This window comes from Burkholderia sp. AU4i, from assembly GCF_000466765.1.
GTDB lineage: Bacteria > Pseudomonadota > Gammaproteobacteria > Burkholderiales > Burkholderiaceae > Burkholderia > Burkholderia cepacia.
This window is the reverse complement of sequence record NZ_ASSI01000046.1, coordinates 48,851-66,682: the sequence shown is the minus strand read 5'-3', so window position 1 is coordinate 66,682 and position 17,832 is coordinate 48,851. Positions and strand designations below refer to the sequence as shown.

Below are 17,832 nucleotides of genomic sequence, written 5' to 3'. Positions count from 1 at the left end.
CACCACCTTCCAGACTGATCACGTTCGCCGAAACGATTGATCACCATCGCCGAAATCCGCACTGTGTCGCCGGAGACAGTCCCAGCGAAAGCGGTCGCGTCCAACACCGGTACGAGCGCTGTGCCAGCTGCGGCGGCGATGAAAGTGCGGCGCTTCAATGGAAATCCTGCCTGTATTTATCCACTGCCGCCTGCGCGCACGCTTCGTCCTTGTCGCCCCCCGGGGCACCAGACACGCCGATACCGCCAATCACGGTGCGATCAGCCGTACGTAGGGTCACGCCGCCGGGGATGAAGATCACTTCTGGTTCCGTTGCCAGCACGCCGCCGTCGAGCGGGCCGGCTACCTTCGCCGCGATCAGCTCACTGGTGGAGTCCTTGTTGAAAGCCAGGCCATAGGCATAAGCCGTATAGGCCTTGCGATAGGACACGGAAAGCGATTGCAGCGGCACCGAATCGCCCTTGATGACCGCTTGCTGGTGGCCCGAAGGATCGAGACGGTCGCCGTAACCGAATAGCCACGGCTGGCGCACACCCGTGCTGCTTCGCTGGCGAGCACCTCGGCTGTTTGCCAGCGAAGCTTTTGCGTCGTGACCAGGTTGGTGCCCGCCGCGTGTGCAGCAGGGCCCGCAGCCGCGAGCAGGACCGCGGCCGAAGCGGCAGTGGAATAGAGCTTTCTGAGATGACTCATGTCAGCGCACTCACAAGATATGGAAAGCAGGAAGAGGGCATGCCGCAATGCTGCATCGCAATAATCTTCCACTCGCTTTGCATATCGATAAATGGTGTAATTCCGGAAAGAGCTTCCGGAAAGTCCATTAAATCGATGCATGCTGTCACTGAAATGGAGATCTTCGTCGAAGTGGTGCGGCAAGGCGGTTTCTCTGCAGCAGCGCGTAGCCTCAGCCTGGCATCCTCCGTCGTAGCCGATCGTGTGGCCGGTCTGGAAAAGCGTCTCGGGGTGCCGCTGCTGCTAAGGACCACGCGCCGCCAATCGTTGACCGAGGCGGGCGAAGATTACTTTCAGGAGGCCAGCCGCATCATCAACGACGTGAGGACGCTGGAAAGCCGAATTGTCGAGAGCGCGACTGCCGTGCGAGGCACACTTCACGTCACGGCACCGAACCCGCTAGGACTCCGCTGGATTGCTCCGTTCGTCGGACGGTTTGCGGCGAGCTATCCCGATATGGCGACCCAGCTGACGCTGGATGACCACTTTGCTGACATCGTCGCGCAAGGCATCGACATCGCGATCCGGGGCGGCCCCGCCATCGACGCGAACCTGATCGGGCATCACCTGTTCGACACCCGGCGCGTGGTCGTTGCGAGTCCGGCGTACCTGGATGACCACGGCACGCCCCGCCACCCTGACGAACTTGCAGCGCATCGTTGCCTGGTGTTCAACACGCAATCCCATCTTCATGCGGAGTGGCGTTTTGGACGGGGTCCAGCAGCCAGGAAGCTACGAGTGACGGGCTCACTTGCATCGACCAATTCCGCGTTGCCGGTTGCCTGGGCGGTCGCTGGTCTGGGGCTTGTCCAGAAATCCTGGTGGGAAGTTTCGGAACATCTCGCGGCGAGGCGACTGGTGACGGTGCTCGACGCCTTCGAGCCCGAACCTGCAAGCTTCTATGCCATCCATCCCGTCAGTCGCAACAAGTCCCGCAAGGTTGCGCTGTTCGTTGAGGGCCTTGTGTCACTGTTTGCCGACATGGATGGCGGAGTGAGGCTCCCACGAAGGACTTGAAACTGCGCTCTGGAGCTCGCGCACTCCACGCTAACCAGCCGACCTCACGACCGGTCTGGTTGACTTGGCGAGTTGCCTGAAGCCACTGCGACACAGATCTTTGGCGCATGGCTGGCAAATTTACGACTCAGGCATCCGCCATGCTTTTCACTAGCTGAAAGCGGCATTGTTTTGCGCTGCCATCATAGGCGCCCTGCACGGTCTAATCGATTAGATAAGAGAAAGAAATAGCGCCATGGCTACGCAGGCCTTTCGATAGATCGACAGGAGGTGATTTTCGATAGTGCGTGCGCTTATCTGAAGTTCGCTCGACCCCGACCTGGTCGACACCCCCTTCTTCAACAGCAGGGGCACTTCCAGTTCGCATACAGTCGACGCATCATCCAAGCAGCGATCTCCGGCGAGCTCGCCGCATCGGGTTACACGAACGGTAGCCTTGCATCGCGGATTCAAGGCGCACGCATCTGCATTCCGCGCGCGCACTGCTTCGGATGTACTTAGCCTGTACCAGGCTTGGATGTTGGCGTCGAGGGGCTGGGGGTGCGCAACACGCGCAGATCATGTGTGCGTCGACAAGGAGTCGGTTTCGCAACGGCGTCGCGGGCGAATCGGGCGAGATCAGGACGCCCGAACAGGTGCTCGACGCGCGCACGTATCTGGGAACCCCTGCCAGGCAAATCATCAGCCGAACGGTCCCGGGATTGCATATCGGTTTGTTCAGGGGCTCGCGCACGCTTGCCGGCGCATGCTCGCAGCCACGGAAATGCTTCCTGGAGGACGCCCGCCCGTCGAACAGCCCGGGAACGATGTGCCGTCATCCAGGCCATTCAGTGCCACCACTTCAGCGAGTTTTTGCCGCAACGGCGAGCTTGTCCGCGGCTTGCTGCGCGCTTTCGTTGTCGTCGTTCCAGAAGTTGCCGATCACGTCGTAAAAGGCACCTTCCACCGCCGGCGTATCGACCATGTCATGCGCCCACGACGGCACCAGCGTTCCCTTCGCCTGCGCGCTGGTGAAATCGGCAGCGGAACGCTGCGCACAGGTGTCGAACTTCGACAGATCCATGCCTTGCCGCACGGGAATCGAGCCCTTGTTGAGGTTGAATATCTCCTGGAACTTCGGGCTAAGAAGCAGGCTCGCGAGATCCTTCTGCCCCTTCTCGACATCCGCGCTCCTGACCTTGAAGAACGCGAAGCTGTCGACGTTGAACGTATAGGCGTTTTGCGAACCGGGAGCTGGTACGCACAGATAGTCCTTGCCCGGCACCTTCCCGGCTACGCTGAACTCGCCCTTGGCCCAGTCCCCCATGAACTGCATCGCCGCCTTACCGGAGATCACCATGCCGGTCGCCAGATTCCAGTCGCGCCCCGTCTGAGCCTTGTCGGTATAGGCCTTGATTTTCTTGAACGTTTCGAGCGCCTTGACCATGGTCGGCCCCCTGAGGGTCGACTGATCGAGTTGCACGAACGCCTTCTCGTAAAAGGCCGCACCGCCCACACCGAGCGCCACGGTCTCGAAGGTTTCGGCGTCCTGCCATTGCTGGCCACCGATCGCGACCGGCGTGATGCCCGCTTTCTGCAGTGCTTCGGCAGTCCGGAAGAACTCGTCCCACGTGGCGGGCGGCTGCGCGTTCACCTTCTTCAGCGCGTCCGCATTGATCCATAGCCTGTTGACACGATGCACGTTGACCGGCGCCGCTACATATTGTCCCTTGTACTTCATGATGCCCGAAATCTGCGGCGGAATCAGCTTGTCCCAGCCTTCGCGCTTCGCCACGTCGTTGATCGACACGAGCACGCCTTCGTCTCCCCACTCCTGAATGGCGGGCCCCTTGATCTGGGCTGCAGCGGGCGGATTGCCTGCGATCACGCGCGTCTTGAGCGCGGTCATCGCGTTTCCTCCGCCACCGCCGGCAACGGCGAAATCCTTCCAGGTATCGCCTTTTTCATCAAGCATCTGCTTGAGGACCTGGGCCGATTTTGCTTCGCCACCGGACGTCCAGTAGTGCAACACCTCGACCTCCGCGGAGCGCGCCGCCCCGCAGGCAAGGACCGCCGCGACGCCGAGCGCGTAGACCGTGAGCTTTGCGGTCCGGCCGGCCGGTTTGGGCAGGTTGCCTCGTTGGGTTCGCATCTGGCTTGTCTCCTTGCATTGTCGTGTTTTTCATGTTGCCCCACGCGGATGTTAGCGATAACAGACAACGGCGCCCTATCGGGATGAACCCTGCCCCAATCCCGCGCTTTCCTGGGCTTTCCATCCGGCACAGGCGAGGTGATACTCGCGTGATGAAAGACAAACCGACTCGCGCGGCAAGACAGCCCCGAACCCATCCGAGCCCAGGCAACGCCACGACCGCGACACCTCATGAACCCACGCGCCGCAGGCTAAGCGGACGCGCGACGATCGCCGACGTCGCGGATCTCGCACAAGTCAGCACAATGACAGTATCGCGTGCCCTGAAGGATCCGGCGCAGTTGTCGCCCGAAGCGCGTGCCCGTGTGGAAGCGGCCGTCACTGAACTCGGCTATGTCCCCAACCATGCGGCACGCACGCTCGCCACGTCGCGCTCACACGTCGTGGCCGTGCTGGTACCATCCTTGTCGAATACGGTTTTTGTCGATACGCTCGCCGGCATCCAGGATTGCCTGGGGCCGGCTGGTTATCAGATTTTAATTGGCAATACTGGTTATTCTTCCGGGAAGCAGGCGGAACTTGTCTCGACCTATCTCTCGCACGCACCCGACGGCTTTCTCGTCACCGGCATCGACGGCTCTGAAGCCATCCGCCAACGCCTGGCTGCGGCACGTGTGCCCGTGGTTCATATGTACGATCTGAGCCGCACTCCCGGCGAATGGTCGGTGGGTTTTTCGCAGCAGCGCGCGGGCTTCACCCTCACGAAGTATCTGCTCGAACGCGGCTACCAGTGTCCGGGATTCGTCGCGGCGCAGCTGGACCCGCGCACCATGCAGCGTCGTGCCGGCTTTCGCCGCGCGCTGCGCGAGGCGGGTCTCGACCCCGATGTCGAGATACTGACTGACGAACCGTCGAGTGTCGGGCTCGGCTCGAAGCTGCTCGCGCAGATGCTGTCGCATGCTCCCGCATGCGACGCAATTTTCTGCTGCAACGACGATCTCGCGCTCGGCGCACTCTTCGAGTGCCAGCGGCGCGGCATTTCTGTACCGGGCCGGATTGCGATCGCGGGATTCAACGATCTGCCGCCTTCCGCATGGTCGACCCCGTCGCTGACGACCGTCACGACGCCACGCTACCAGATCGGCTTCGAGGCCGCGCGACTGTTGTTGCAGATACTGGACGGACACCCTCCCGAGAGGAGTTGCATCGATCTGCGGTTCACGCTCACGCCGCGGGAAAGTGCCTAGGAAAACGGATGTGTCTATGGATTGCCTTTGAAGCCCGTCAAGAAGACGAAGCGCGTGCATCTCGCCTCTGACTGCGGGGGGCGGTCGCGCTGCCGTTATACATCGCGCCCGGGCACGTACGCGAAATTCGTGCCGCTGGCTGAATTCATGGCGTTGCCGGTTGAGATTCGATGCGTCGAGTGCTCGCGCAAAGCCGTTGCTATATCGACGCCGGCAGCGGATACGGGCTTTCGCGGTGGCTATTTCTGCGCGGTTGCCGCGCTGCTGCGCCAGGAGGACGGTGCAACTGGGGCGGTTCGCAGCTTGCTCAGACAGGGCGGAACCCCAGAGGGTATCGAAGTATATGCCCTTGCCCTGATTCGCGAACACGGTCTTATGTGAGAATTCGGAAGAGCGAAATGACCATTATCTTTGTGATTTGTTTGCTCGTTGCGTTTGTCTTAATCGCACGAAGGTCTCCCGCTTTCATGACTTGGGCTGGAAAGAACCAACTTGCGGCAGGCGCTATTGGCTTGCTCGTGTTCGGCGGTGCGCTTCTAACACTGAAACACGTCTCAACGGCAGACGGTCTCCAGCAGAGTTACGTGTCCAAGAGCGTGACACAGGGTTCCGCAGCGCCTGCTGAGACTCATACGACGATGCATGACGCTTTGCCGTTTCATGTGTTCTCGCAGGGCCATGACTGATCTAGTTGGCCATCGGGCGGGCCCCCGGGGGATGAAAGCGGTTTAAGGTGGCCAAAGCGTAGTATGGAAACGCGGCGGTGATCGAGTTCGGTTCTTGCCTGGTGCCCCGAGCCCGTAGCCTGATTGGACCCGCAGTCCTGCGTGCACCCCGAATTTTGACCACGGGCGAGGTCTTCCCCGAATCGAGAACGAGGACTCCTGCCACCTATCGTCCGGCAGGAGTTTCCACGGACATCCTCCATCCCCACCGTGCAGGACTGGACGTCAACAAGGACACGATTGTGGCCACCATGCGGTGCGTCTCGACACCTGAGCTTGGACGAACCCCGGAATCTGTACGCGCGTAGTACGCGATCGCGACTGCGATCGCCTCACCTGTCGACGGGTTCCGGGATATGGTCTGCATTCTTCCGGCAACAAACGAACTCACCCCTGCCCCATGTCTCAGCTACGCTTCACAACAGGGCACCGTGTAGCCATCGAAGATTGGGAAAACTGTGACGAAGCGCCTCACCCAGCTGTTTCCGCAAGCTTGTCGAGACCCGCAATCGCTCCTTCGTTCGCAAGTAGCGCACGCTTGCGAACGTAGCGCATGATGCTCGTCGCGCCATACCGTGAGCCACCCATCCCCGATTGCTTGAACGCGGTCTTCTCGCCGTCGAACATCATCACGCGCGGCAGCTCGGTATCGTTAATGCTGACGCCGCCCGCCTCCATCTTCGTCGCGAAATCTCCGGCGGTATGCGTGTCGGGGCCGAACACCGCGCCGCTTAGTCCGTAGATCGAATCGTTCATCAACTGCTCGGCCTGCGCATCGCAGGAAAAGCGCATGACGGGTACGATCGGTCCGAACGTCTCTTCCGTCATCAGCTTCATGCTGTGATCGACGTTCGCGACAATGGTCGGATCGATCCACACGGCGCCATCCACCGTTTCGCTCTTGCCGCCGAGCTTGATCGACGCCCCCTTGTCGAGCGCATCCTGCAGTTGCGCGTCGATGATGGATGCCTGCCGCTCGAAGATCATCGGACCATAGTGGCCGCCGTCGCCCATCACCAGGCTACGCCGCAAATTCCCGGCCTGTGTGCAGAGTTCGTCGACGAGCGCGTCGTATAGCGATTCGTCCGCATAGACACGCTCGATCGCGTAGCAGACCTGCCCGGAGTTGTAGAGTGCACTGCGCAGGATGGCGGTGGCCGCGCGCTTCACGTCGGCTCCTGCGAGCACCACAGCAGCGTCCTTGCCGCCGAGCTCGAGGAAAGCGGGGATAAACGCCTGCGCCGCCACGCTCGCGATCTTTTTCCCGGTTGGAACGCTGCCGGTGAACACCACCGCATCCGACTGTGCGACAAGTGCTGCCCCGGTTTCCGCCCCGCCGCTCACGAGTGTGAGCACGCCGCGCAGCGCGGGCACGGCTTCGATCGAGCGGCGCAGCGGCTCGATGAAGCGCGGCGTGATTTCGCTCGGCTTGATCACTACGGACGCGCCCGCCACCAGCGCTGGAATCGCATCGATGAATGACAGCACCAGCGGAAAATTCCACGGGCTGATCACACCAACGACGGGGTAAGCGGGATAGGTAACCTTGAACACGATATCCGGATGCGCGTCGAGCTTGCGAAACGGCGTCGCGAGTACGTTCGGCGCATGCTCGCAGAAACCATGGATAAAGTGGATTACAGCCCCCAGTTCTTCGGCAGAGATGCGATGGCGCGCAGTGTCAATCGACAGTGCGGTAACGATGTCGTTGCCATGCGCCTCAAGCTGCGCGGCCCATTCCAGCAGTGCCGCGATGCGGTGCGGCAACCCGCCGGCCTCCCACGCGCGCTGCGCTGCGCGCGCGACGGCGACCGCCGCGCCAATCTCCGCGGCATCCATGCTCCTGATTTCGTAGTCGAACTCGCCGGTGCGAGGATTGCGTACTGCAATAGAGGTCATCGTAGTTTCCTTCCTTTGCATATGTGTCGGCCGCCCACGCGCCCGCCACGTGACGTTGTGCGATGTCGGTTCATGCTAACAACGGGAAAAAGGAGGGAATACGCGCGCTACGGCAATACAGCCGATTTCCTATATCAAAGTGCGTAACGCAAATAGCAAAAGCGTGATGGCTTCATGTCTGATCCGACGGCGCAGACTTGGCAGCATCGATCGCAGATCGCTCGTCGGCATGCTGAACCACGCGGGATGGCCCCGATACGACGGGACTCGCCAGGCGGCGGGCGTCCTTTGGTGCGAAGCCAAAGTAGTCACGGAAAGCCGCGGTAAAGCTGGTCTGATGCTGATAGCCGACCGCCAATGCCACCTGTCCCACCGGCTGCCGTTCGCCTACCAGAAGCCGAAGCGCACGATCCATCCGGCAGCGATGACCATACTCGAAAATCGTCATCCCATAGAGGAACTTGAATCCACGCTTGAGCTTCGAAGCATTGGTCCCTACCGCGCGCGCCAGTTCGGGAATCGTGGGCGCAAGACGCAGGTCGCCGACGATCATCTCCCGCGCCTGCTCAATCAGCCGCAGGTCGCGCGCTGATAGCGTCTCGCCGGGGTTGTCGGCGCGCGCGTGCGCGAGCCACATCTCGATGCATGCGCACAGTATCTCCGTACACTTGCCTTCCAGATAGAGCATCTGACGCGCACCGCGATAGCGGGAATCCAGCAGTTGCTCGACGATGTTCAGGGCGTCTACGCTAAACGGCATCTGCCGGTTGTAAATCTGGTCAAATCCGACCCCTGCGAGCTCGCCGCGAATGCGGTCAGCCTCGTTGCCAACCGCACCCAGCAACCGGTCGAAATAACGCTGCGTCACGTAGAGTCCGACCGATTGCCATGGGCCTGGCCCACAGGTGACCGTGTAGCGCACGTCTGCACCCTGCCGGCATACGAGCAGGTTGGGGGCATTCACCTGCAGCGTACCGGTATCAGAAAAATCGACGCTTGCCGGGCCGGATAGTGAAAAGTGAAATTCCACGAACGACTCCGGCAAAACACTCTCGGAGCGGCTGTGCGCGTAGTTGCAGTCGGAAATCACCAGAAAGATCTCGTCGCGAATGCTGGCCATACGCCACACGCCCTCTTCCGCGTCGCCCGGAACCGGCACCGAGGCCCCATATAGTCCGAACTCGGGCACGCTGACGCAGTCGAGCCGGGTACGCAGATTGTCAAATGCCTCCGTGAGGCGTGACTCGGGTCCGGCGAGCGTGGTGCGGAACAGACCGGATAGCGAAGTCGGCATATTGGGTTCCGGAAAGAGGCAAACATCCAGCATGCATTATCCGCTCCCCCGGACGGCACGCAACGTGCAGCCGGCAGCGGACTCACATGAAAAAACCGCTTTTCCTAATTCACCGCCCCAATCGACAAAGTCTCGCCACATCGGCACGGGTATAACGCAAGCATCGCTCGCCGGCTTGGCACGGCGCGGCACCCAAATTCCGCCCTTTTTCATTGGACATCGTGAGACGATGAGACACTATCTTTCCCGCCTGCGCTCGCGTGGCGAACTGCTGACCGTCAAGCGCGAGGTCGATCCGCGCTACGAGATTGCTGCGGTCGCGCGGCGGCTGCAGGACGAAACGACAAAGCCGGTGCTCTTCACAAACGTGCGTGGCAGCTCTCTGCCCGTGTTGATGAATCTGTACACAGACCACGAGCGACTGCGTGAGATCATCCGTTGTGAGGCCGACGAAACGTTCTGCGCACGGCTCGATCGCGAAATCTCTCTCGCTGCGACGCTCGAGACGCCGACCGAGCGCGTCGCGGCGCCTACCGACTGGGTCACGGGCAAGCTCTCCGACCTGCCGATCCCCACTTATCACGCGCGGGATGGCGCGCCGTACATTACAGCCGGCGTGTTTCTCGCGAAGGACCCCGCCAGCGGGCGTGCGAATCTCTCGTTCCATCGCTCGATGGTCATTTCAGACGACGAACTGCGCATCCGGCTCGGCAGTACACACGATCTCGCGCGCTTCCAGCAGCAGGCCGAAGCGCGTAACGAACCACTCGAAGCAGCCATCCTGATCGGCGCCGACCCGGAAATATTCATGAGCGCATGCGTGTCGCTGCCGCCCGACGGCAACGAGCTTGCGCTTGCGGCGGCCATGCGCGGCGGCCCGATCGCGATGCGCCCGGCGCGCACGATCGATCTGGACGTGCCAGTCTCAGCAGAGATTGTGATCGAAGGGCGCATTTTGCCCAATATGCGCCGGCCCGAAGGTCCATTCGGCGAATTCATGGGCTACTACGTCGAAGTGGGCGACAACCATGTGTTCGAAATCACCCACGTCGGCTGGCGCGAGGGCGCAGTCTTTCAAGGCCTGATCTGCGGATCGCACGAGGATCTTCGCCCGCTCGAGGCCGCCACCGCCGCGCGTATCTACAAGGCCATTTCGAGCCAGGTGCGTGGTGTACTCGACGTGAGCTGCCGCCCCACCGTCATGAATACAGTCATCAAGCTCGACAAGCAATACGAAGGCCACGCGCAGCACGCGCTGCTGGCCGCGCTCGGCTCGCACCTCGACTACAACAAGCTCGTCATTGTCGTGGACAAGGACGTTGACATCTACAACATGGAAGACGTGATCTGGGCGTTTCTCACGCGCGGACGCGCCGATACGCGCACGATGGTAATCCATGACGTGCCGGGCTTCTATCGCGATGCGCACAAGGACCATTGGGGCCGTCTCGCGATCGACGCCACACGTCCGTGGGGCCGCGAAGCGGAGTTCGAACGCAAGACCATTCCCGGAGCCGGGCAGATCGTGCTCGACGACTACCTGCCGCATTTCTCCGCGCGGGCGGCGACATGACCGGCATCGTGCAAAAAAAGCGCGTCGTGGTCGCGATTACGGGCGCGACGGGCGCCGTGTACGGCGTGCGGCTGCTTGAGATGCTGCGCCACTGCACAGTGACGACGCATCTCATCGTGTCGCGCGCGGGCTGGATGACGCTACTCGACGAAACCGGACTTGAACGCAACGCGCTGCGCGATGCGGCGAGCGTCTATTACGACCAGAACGAAGTGGGCGCGAGCATCGCCAGCGGCTCGTTCCAGCACGACGGCATGGTAATCGCACCATGCTCCATGAAAACGCTCGCGGCCGTGGCGCACGGCTTCGACGACAACCTCATTTCCCGCGCCGCGAGCGTCACGTTAAAAGAGAACCGCAGGCTCGTGCTGCTCGCGCGCGAAACTCCGCTCACGCTCGCGCATCTGCGCAACATGACACTCGCGGCCGAAATGGGCGCGACGGTGATGCCGCCGTTGCCCGCGTTCTACGCGAAGCCCGATAGTCTTGACGCGATGGTCGACTATACGGTCATGCGCGTACTCGACCAGTTGCACGTCGAGCCTCCGGCGGCCATGCGGCGCTGGCAGGGGTTGGGCGCAGCGTATTAGCCGCTCTTGCCGTCCGCCCGGGACGGCAGGCCGGCACCCCATCGCGTTGCCAGCCAACGCCAAAAAGCCCGGCGTTGCGGCTTCTGCGCAACGTCGGGCTTTCCCGGTCAGGCACAACCAGACTGCGTGTATCGTCAGCCCGCCTGCATCTTCGCTGTGGCAGCCTTCCGGCGGTTTGCACCGCGCTTCTTGCGCTGCGCCATCGTCAGCAGCGTGCCGAGAACGAATAGCGATGTAACGAGCTTCAGGTCCGAAGGCTGGAAGCCGATCACGAGTACGACCGAGATCATCTGGAAGTAGACGATCGATCCCAGGACAGGCGCAAGCACCTGACGCAGCATCGAGCGGTTGCCGACGATCGCCTCGCCGAGCAGCAGCGCTGCGAGGCCGTTGACCAGTACGCCGAAGCCCATATTCACGTCGGCAAAGCCCTGGTTCTGGGCGAGCAGCGCGCCACCAAGCGCCGCGAACAGATTCGCGAGACCGAGACCGACCAGCGTATAGACCTTCACGTTGATGCCCTGCGCCTTGGCCATGGACGGACTCGAGCCGATCGCGCGCATCGCCATGCCGTGCTGCGTGCCGAGGAACCAGAGTACGCCCGCACCGATTACGGTATCCGTCGCGCCAAGCATGAGGATGCGAGACAGGTAGCCGCCACCTGCGGCCGGCAGCCATGAGAATACGCTCGCATACGCGAACAGCGCCGAATTCGGCTGCCCCATCACGCGGATGTTCACCGAGTACAGCATGGAGAGTACGAGAATGCCGCACAGCAACGTATTGATCTTCGCCTTCTCGTGAATATAGGCGGTGAGCAGCCCGGCCGCGAATCCCGCGAGCGTGCCGCCGAGCAGACCAATCACGGGATTGAAGCCCATCATCAGCAGCTTCGCGCACACGCAGGCGCCGAACGGGAACGAGCCCTCCGCCGTCATGTCCGCAAAGTTGATAATCCGGAACGGGATCATGATCGCGAGCGCGATCAGCGCGTAGGTCAAGCCCTGCATCATCCCGACCGGGAAAAGTCCGATAAATCCATTGATCAGATTCATGCGTTCACCGTTTGCGCCATCGGCGGCTCATCGTTGAAGGTCGCCATCAGGCGTTCCATCGTCATCGCGCGCTTTGCCTCCCCGGTCAGATCGCCGACGATCCGACCGTCGCGCATCATGATCAGGCGATTGCCGTAGTCAATCGCGTGATGCATGTTGTGCGTGACCATCAGCGTTGTCAGCTGCGCTTCGCGCACGACCTGCTCCGTCACCCGCATCACGATCTCCGCCGTACGCGGGTCGAGGGCGGCGGTGTGCTCGTCCAGCAGAAGCAGCATTGGCCGTTGCAGGACCGCCATCAGCAGCGAGAGCGCCTGCCGCTGGCCACCGGACAGCAGTGACGCCTGCGCCTTCATGCGCTTCTCAAGGCCAAGTCCGAACGACGCAATCCGCTCCCGGAACGCCTCCGCTTGCGCATGCGTGAGCCCACGGCCGAAACCACGCGCCAGTCCACGCTGGTTCGCGACAGCGAGATTCTCCTCCAGGCTCAACGCGGCTGCGGTACCAATCGACGGGTCCTGAAACACCCGCGAGATGTACTTCGCCCGCCGGTGCGTCGGCAACGTGGTAATGACACGGCCGTCGATCGAAATCACACCCGTATCGGAGATAACTTCGCCTGCGAGCATATTCAGGAAGGTCGATTTGCCAGCGCCGTTGCCCCCGACTACCACCGCGAAATCTCCGGGCAGTAGCTTGAGCGACACATCCGTCAACGCAACCCGCTCGTCGACCGTGCCGGCATGGAACGTCTTGCTGACCCGCTCGACAGACAGGAGCGAGGTGTCCTTTTCACGCATCATTGTCACCCGGGCGGAGCGTCGCCCCTTCAATTGATCAGGCATCCGCAGCCCTCGAACGATTTTGGAATGGTCAGGCCAAGCTTGGCGAACTGGCCACGGCTGATCGACGTGACATAGTCCGATTTTGCAGGCTTCATCACCGGCAGCGTCGATGTCGGTTCCCCCTTCAGCGCACGCACCGCGACGCGTGCCGCGTTTGCGCCGACCGATTCGAACGAAACGGCGTATGACGCGTCCGCCATGTCCTTCTTGATCAATTCCGTCTCCGAACTGATGACGGGTACTTTCATCCGCTGCATCGCTGCTGCCACTGCCGGAATCGCTGACTGCACGAGATTCGATCCGGTAATGTAGATAAAGCCGATGCCGTTCAGCAGCTGGGCGCGCTGCGTGATGTCGTTGACACTGTCAACGCTGACTGGTCGAAACTCAAGACCTGCCCGCTTGGCTGCCTCCTGCAGGGCGCGCGTCGTGGCGACATCATCAGCTTCTCCGGGGTTATAAAGTACGCCGAATGATTTGACGCCGGGCAGCAGCTTCTTCGCGAAGACCAACACTGCGTCGAAGTCCTGCAGGTCGGATGCACCAGCAAAGCGATCGCTGCCGTGAGTCCAGCCTGGCGTAAGGCCAGCCGCGACTGGATCCGTAACCTCCGCGAAAACGAGCGGGATATGATGATCGGCCACCGCTGAGAGTGCGACCTCGGAAACCGAAGTTGTCAGCGTCAGGATCAGCGCCGGATCCTTTGAGAGAATCTGCGAAAACATCTGGGGCATCAGCGCCTGCGTAAAGTTTGCGTCGCTGTACACGTAGTTAACGTTTTTTCCCTCGACATAACCTTCACGCGCCATTTCGGCCTTGAAACCGACCATCGTCCTTGTGAGCGATGGATGCGGCCCCAGGTTCGCAATACCAATCGTCACGGGCTGGCTGCCCTGAGCACTCACCGGCGCCATCACGGTAAACAATCCGGCGACAGCCGCCACGCCGACCATGAGAATGTTCCTCAATGTGCGGCGCAACAAAAACTTCGGAAGAACGGAAACGGTCGATTTCTTCATTGCGTGTATCCCGTAACGATATTGGATAGGCGATTTGTAGCACCGACAGGCAACACGAATTTATTCGCCAGCCAGCTTTTGCCGTTTCGCTAAAACCTGGTTCGCTTTGCCTAACTTTGCGCGCGACCGGACACTACCTGTGACCGGGCCAGCACAATTCTGGCAGCCCGCTCACCGCTCGCACACGCGCCGGTGAGCAGCGCCTGCGATGTCCAGTCCCCGCAATACACGACAGGCCGCCCGGAGGCCTGCGCAGGCGCCTCCTGCCAACGCCAGAAGGCGCGCAGGCGCCCCCCGTACCCCGGGGCGAACAAAGGCAGCATCCGGGGTATCCACTGATTGACGACCGCGACCACCTGCCGGTCGAAGTCGGGAATGCGGGCACGTAACTCTTCGCGCAGCAACACGTCAAGTTCGCCGGTGCAGCCGCGCCTGATTGCTTCGTCCACTGCCTCTGGCGCCAGCTGGCAATACACCTGCGTGAGTGGGCGCCCTTGATCGGGCGCAGCCGGCGTCTGTTGAAACGTTGCGATACGGCTTCCGACATCGCGCGAAGCGAATTGCATCTGCGCTGGGAGGGACTTTGCGAATCCATAGTGGACAACACCAAGGGCGTTGTAGTGCACATTGGCCAGCATCTGGCGCTCTATAGCCTGTGGCGTGCGGATCAATTCCCGCGCGAGTGAGCCCTGGACCGCGCAGACCACGTGATCGGCAGTCAAGGCGTCGCCGTTCGCAAGCGTGACCCTGAGACGAAGCTCATCGCCATCGCGCTGGTGCTCGACGGAAGTCACCCGCGTTCCGGTCCGCACGTCCAGCAACCCGGCAAGTGTCCGGCATACCTGTCCCATACCACCTTTAAGGGTGTGGACCGTATCCTCGCCGATCAGATGCGGCACGGTGGTGCGGTAGAACAGGGTTGATAACGCATCAGGATTGAAGCTGCGCGTCGCGCGAAACACCGGTTCAACCAGGTATGACATCGCATTTGGACCGATCTCCCTGCGAATGTAATCGGCGAGGTTCAGCCGGTCGGCCTCCGGGTCGACATCAAGCGCACTGATCGCCCAGTCCGGATCAACGCGGTCGCGCTGCGAACGCATCCGTAACGCATGCCGCACCATCGCGACCCGCTCCCCTAGATGCAACCCCGGCGTCGCCAGCGAGCGTACAGTCGGCATCAACTCGATCAGATGGTCCCCTTTCGTTGTCACACAGCGCGCGCTCAGACGGCGTAGTGGAACGAGCGCATCGCCAAGTGCGAGGTCGGCGACCAGACGATTGAACGCACCGCCGAACGGGTAGACGAGGCGCGCGCCGCTGTTGAAAACGATATCGCCTTCGCGCCGGTCTCCCATGCGACCGCCAACCGTTTCCGCGGCCTCCAGTACCGTTACATGCATGCCCGCCTGCCCAAGCCGATAGGCAGCTGTGAGCCCCGCAATTCCCGAACCGATCACAATCACGCGGGGGCCATTGCCGTCCTGGCGCGCTGCCGCCGCCATCGCCGGTCGATCATCCAGAGATGTGTCCATCGAAAATCCGCTTGCGGTCATCTCAATTCCCAAAAGTCATTCCGATCTGATGCGGGCAGTCCATCGAACGCATGCATCACATGCAGGCACCGGGCTTTCACCTGTACCACTCGCGTCCGGGAGTACAAGTATCGACCTCGTTCATCGCTCAATAAAACCCGTTTGTACGGTCGCTACTTAAAAAACGCTGGCGAATATACCCGGTGACACACGAGGCCACTAATGCACCAGGTTCAGGGAGCTTCTTTCTAGAACATATGGAAAATACCGGCCAGGGCCGAAACCTGGTTCCTGGAGCTGCTCGCTGCACACGAGGATCCCGCGCATTCGATATTCGCGTATGTCGCGTCTCCCGCTGCACGTTGATAGATTCCGGCGAGGTAAAGGATCGTTCGGTGTGACACGAAGTAATTTACGCCGACGTCAACCTGGTGATACTGTGGCGCGAAGTCCGTCGGATGGACCTTGCCAATTGTGTACGCATACGCGCCAACAAACTGGACCTGCGGCGTCAGGTTGTATGCGATGTTCGCCTCGATGTTGTCGAAGCGCGCATCCGCGTCAGCGAGTCCATCACCCTGATCACCCAGTTTGTCGTAGTCGCTGTGACTCCATAGCAACCCGAGTGTGGTCTTCCCGATCTGGTACGTTCCACCAATGCCGTAGATATCCATGCTCTGCGGGTTCAGCGCGTTTGCCTCATTTGGTGAGGCAGCCGATATCTGTGGGAACAGCATCGTATTCCAGTTGCCCTCGGATGCCGCGAGCGCAGGATGGTTCATATGGAAATAAGCGGCCTGGATCTTTGCGGGTCCGTTTTCGTATTTCGCGCCGAAGCTCATCGCGCTCTCGTTTCCGAAGCTGCCAGCTACGCCACCGAAGCTATACATTGCGCCGATCTGCAGTCCACCTACCACGGGACTTTGGTACTTCACCGCGTTGTTTACGCGGAATTGCCAATTGAAATTGTCGTTGTCTCCCGGGTGAGCGAAATACCCGTTCCACCGATAGACCGCGCTGCTCTGCGCGAGCCAGTCGTTGGCAAAATCGTATTGACGGCCAAGGGTGAACGTTCCCAACGCATCATTCGACAGACCAACGAAAGCCTGGCGGCCGAACAGGCGGCCGCCCTGAAACGACTGGCCGCTACTCATCGCAAAACCGCTTTCCAGGGTAAAGACCGCTTTCGTCCCGCCACCCAGGTCCTCGTTACCCTTCAGTCCCCAGCGACTAGGCCCCTCGGCAGGGCTGACACTCTTGCCACCAGCGACGTTGTTGGTCCAGATGAAACCACTCATCAGTACACCGTACAGATCGACGCTACTTTGTGCGTGAGCGCCAGACTGGCATACAAGTGCGGCCGCCGTTGTGATCAACGTACTCAGGATTACCCTTATACTGCGCATGACTCTTCCCCTTATTGGCTCGTTCGTGTACTTCAGGTTGTCGGCAAAGCAGAGTTTGGAGGCTGATGCGTTCTATTTCGTCTGTTGCCATATGCCGCGAAGGTCCAGGAGGGGCGGCAGCCAGCAACAAGGTGGGTGTCGGAGAACAGATTAGAAACGGCCGTCACGCGTGACAACCGATCCAAAAACCATAGAACCGTTTTCCTTTAATTTAGGATCGCTTCCCTATGACCGCCCTACCGTGACGACCTGTGCGCGTGCTCTGCCGAATTGCCGCCTCGATACTCGCCTCTCCTCGCGCCCCTCCACTCGCTTCGCTGACCGGTTTCTGACAGACGTCAGGTGGTCTATACATATCCAAGCCGAAACGGCTCCCCCTTATCTGCCACGGCAGCCCCATAGCGATTTCGCCAGATCTGTGAAGGAATTCTGTAATGACGCAGGTGCGTCTTATCGTAGTGGCAAGGAGAATTCGATGAAGAAGCGCCACATCGGTGAGCCGATCATCCGCATCCCCGAACCTGGGAAAGGTGAAGGGTCGATGAAGGATAGTTGCAGGCGGATGGTGGCAGGCGAGCCGGCTATGTACGGAACAGGCTGAATGCCGAGACCAGATACCCGGGAACGACGAATGGAGCCTACGGGGTCGCCGCAGTTACATTCACATGCCCGTTCTACGCAGCTTGCCTGGGATGTCGCCAGGATTTTCCTCCTGGCGAACGGTTGCACACGCCCGACCTTACGGGCGCGGCGTGTGACCGCTACAG

At 61.0% G+C, this 17,832-nt stretch carries 16 protein-coding genes and 1 pseudogene; 8 read left to right on the top strand and 9 right to left on the bottom strand.

The genetic code is table 11. The annotated features are described in order from the left end of the window. Positions 1–154: 154 nt before the first annotated feature. Positions 155–532, bottom strand: a complete 378-nt coding sequence (locus L810_RS10570) for a GlcG/HbpS family heme-binding protein (protein WP_012431194.1) — start codon at positions 530–532, stop codon at positions 155–157. Between the two features lie 149 nt (positions 533–681). Between L810_RS10570 and L810_RS10565 the strand changes: the two genes are divergently transcribed. Then, positions 682–1,746: a LysR family transcriptional regulator gene (locus L810_RS10565; RefSeq protein WP_202945178.1), complete on the top strand. Its 1,065-nt coding sequence runs from the start codon at positions 682–684 to the stop codon at positions 1,744–1,746. Positions 1,747–2,342: 596 nt separating this feature from the next. Further along, positions 2,343–2,486 (top strand): annotated as a pseudogene (locus L810_RS49030) (alpha/beta fold hydrolase); the annotation flags it as partial. Positions 2,487–2,587: 101 nt separating this feature from the next. On the opposite strand, the gene L810_RS10560 reads toward L810_RS49030, so the two are convergent. Further along, complete coding sequence (locus L810_RS10560; protein ID WP_012431192.1) at positions 2,588–3,877, bottom strand: ABC transporter substrate-binding protein; 1,290 nt, start codon at positions 3,875–3,877, stop codon at positions 2,588–2,590. A 152-nt stretch (positions 3,878–4,029) separates the two neighbouring features. Between L810_RS10560 and L810_RS10555 the strand changes: the two genes are divergently transcribed. The 3 genes from L810_RS10555 to L810_RS10545 are packed head-to-tail and all read left to right on the top strand — an operon-like array spanning position 4,030 to position 5,810. Further along, a complete protein-coding gene (locus tag L810_RS10555) occupies positions 4,030–5,124 on the top strand; it encodes a LacI family DNA-binding transcriptional regulator (RefSeq protein ID WP_012431191.1) in 1,095 nt (364 codons plus the stop codon). Between the two features lie 27 nt (positions 5,125–5,151). Continuing rightward, the gene (locus L810_RS49025) at positions 5,152–5,505 is read left to right on the top strand and encodes a hypothetical protein (protein ID WP_041758163.1); all 354 of its coding nucleotides are present in this window, start codon (positions 5,152–5,154) and stop codon (positions 5,503–5,505) included. 17 nt (positions 5,506–5,522) lie between these two features. Further along, positions 5,523–5,810, top strand: a complete 288-nt coding sequence (locus tag L810_RS10545) for a hypothetical protein (RefSeq protein ID WP_012431190.1) — start codon at positions 5,523–5,525, stop codon at positions 5,808–5,810. A gap of 510 nt (positions 5,811–6,320) precedes the next feature. On the opposite strand, the gene L810_RS10540 is transcribed toward L810_RS10545, so the two are convergent. Continuing rightward, entirely contained in the window at positions 6,321–7,748 is a 1,428-nt protein-coding gene (locus tag L810_RS10540) for an aldehyde dehydrogenase family protein (protein ID WP_012431189.1), read from the bottom strand. 172 nt (positions 7,749–7,920) lie between these two features. After that, positions 7,921–9,075 (bottom strand): AraC family transcriptional regulator, encoded by a 1,155-nt coding sequence (locus L810_RS10535; RefSeq protein WP_012431188.1) that lies wholly within the window; start codon positions 9,073–9,075, stop codon positions 7,921–7,923. Between L810_RS10535 and L810_RS10530 the strand changes: the two genes are divergently transcribed. Together L810_RS10530 and L810_RS10525 are read left to right on the top strand one after the other, a co-directional pair. Next, on the top strand, positions 9,074–10,615 hold the full coding sequence (locus tag L810_RS10530; protein ID WP_223274405.1) for a UbiD family decarboxylase: 1,542 nt from the start codon (positions 9,074–9,076) through the stop codon (positions 10,613–10,615). The genes L810_RS10535 and L810_RS10530 overlap by 2 nt on opposite strands. Then, a complete protein-coding gene (locus tag L810_RS10525) occupies positions 10,612–11,205 on the top strand; it encodes a UbiX family flavin prenyltransferase (RefSeq protein WP_012431186.1) in 594 nt (197 codons plus the stop codon). The genes L810_RS10530 and L810_RS10525 overlap by 4 nt, the downstream gene beginning before the upstream one ends. Before the next feature lie 134 nt (positions 11,206–11,339). On the opposite strand, the gene L810_RS10520 is transcribed toward L810_RS10525, so the two are convergent. The 5 genes from L810_RS10520 to L810_RS10500 all read right to left on the bottom strand — a co-directional run bounded on the left by L810_RS10520 (position 11,340) and on the right by L810_RS10500 (position 17,065). Next, a complete protein-coding gene (locus L810_RS10520) occupies positions 11,340–12,260 on the bottom strand; it encodes an ABC transporter permease (RefSeq protein WP_012431185.1) in 921 nt (306 codons plus the stop codon). Next, positions 12,257–13,060, bottom strand: a complete 804-nt coding sequence (locus tag L810_RS10515; protein ID WP_106355324.1) for an ABC transporter ATP-binding protein — start codon at positions 13,058–13,060, stop codon at positions 12,257–12,259. The genes L810_RS10520 and L810_RS10515 overlap by 4 nt, the downstream gene beginning before the upstream one ends. A 29-nt stretch (positions 13,061–13,089) precedes the next feature. After that, positions 13,090–14,124, bottom strand: coding sequence for an ABC transporter substrate-binding protein (locus L810_RS10510; RefSeq protein WP_021158350.1), 1,035 nt, complete (start codon positions 14,122–14,124; stop codon positions 13,090–13,092). A 110-nt stretch (positions 14,125–14,234) separates the two neighbouring features. Then, positions 14,235–15,659 (bottom strand): protoporphyrinogen/coproporphyrinogen oxidase, encoded by a 1,425-nt coding sequence (locus L810_RS10505; protein WP_012431182.1) that lies wholly within the window; start codon positions 15,657–15,659, stop codon positions 14,235–14,237. 248 nt (positions 15,660–15,907) lie between these two features. Beyond that, positions 15,908–17,065 (bottom strand): porin, encoded by a 1,158-nt coding sequence (locus L810_RS10500; RefSeq protein ID WP_039350196.1) that lies wholly within the window; start codon positions 17,063–17,065, stop codon positions 15,908–15,910. A 475-nt stretch (positions 17,066–17,540) separates the two neighbouring features. Between L810_RS10500 and L810_RS49020 the strand changes: the two genes are divergently transcribed. Continuing rightward, on the top strand, positions 17,541–17,666 hold the full coding sequence (locus tag L810_RS49020; protein ID WP_257008823.1) for a hypothetical protein: 126 nt from the start codon (positions 17,541–17,543) through the stop codon (positions 17,664–17,666). Positions 17,667–17,832: the final 166 nt, after the last annotated feature.

Bases quoted from the DNA above. Each gene is read 5' to 3' on its own strand.
- L810_RS10565 (WP_202945178.1), top strand. From the start codon at position 682: ATGACTCATGTCAGCGCACTCACAAGATATGGAAAGCAGGAAGAGGGC.
- L810_RS10560 (WP_012431192.1), bottom strand. From the start codon at position 3,877: ATGCGAACCCAACGAGGCAACCTGCCCAAACCGGCCGGCCGGACCGCA.
- L810_RS10555 (WP_012431191.1), top strand. From the start codon at position 4,030: ATGAAAGACAAACCGACTCGCGCGGCAAGACAGCCCCGAACCCATCCG.
- L810_RS10545 (WP_012431190.1), top strand. From the start codon at position 5,523: ATGACCATTATCTTTGTGATTTGTTTGCTCGTTGCGTTTGTCTTAATC.
- L810_RS10540 (WP_012431189.1), bottom strand. From the start codon at position 7,748: ATGACCTCTATTGCAGTACGCAATCCTCGCACCGGCGAGTTCGACTAC.
- L810_RS10530 (WP_223274405.1), top strand. From the start codon at position 9,074: ATGCATTATCCGCTCCCCCGGACGGCACGCAACGTGCAGCCGGCAGCG.
- L810_RS10535 (WP_012431188.1), bottom strand. From the start codon at position 9,075: ATGCTGGATGTTTGCCTCTTTCCGGAACCCAATATGCCGACTTCGCTA.
- L810_RS10525 (WP_012431186.1), top strand. From the start codon at position 10,612: ATGACCGGCATCGTGCAAAAAAAGCGCGTCGTGGTCGCGATTACGGGC.
- L810_RS10520 (WP_012431185.1), bottom strand. From the start codon at position 12,260: ATGAATCTGATCAATGGATTTATCGGACTTTTCCCGGTCGGGATGATG.
- L810_RS10515 (WP_106355324.1), bottom strand. From the start codon at position 13,060: ATGCGTGAAAAGGACACCTCGCTCCTGTCTGTCGAGCGGGTCAGCAAG.
- L810_RS10510 (WP_021158350.1), bottom strand. From the start codon at position 14,124: ATGAAGAAATCGACCGTTTCCGTTCTTCCGAAGTTTTTGTTGCGCCGC.
- L810_RS10505 (WP_012431182.1), bottom strand. From the start codon at position 15,659: ATGGACACATCTCTGGATGATCGACCGGCGATGGCGGCGGCAGCGCGC.
- L810_RS10500 (WP_039350196.1), bottom strand. From the start codon at position 17,065: ATGCGCAGTATAAGGGTAATCCTGAGTACGTTGATCACAACGGCGGCC.
- L810_RS49020 (WP_257008823.1), top strand. From the start codon at position 17,541: ATGAAGAAGCGCCACATCGGTGAGCCGATCATCCGCATCCCCGAACCT.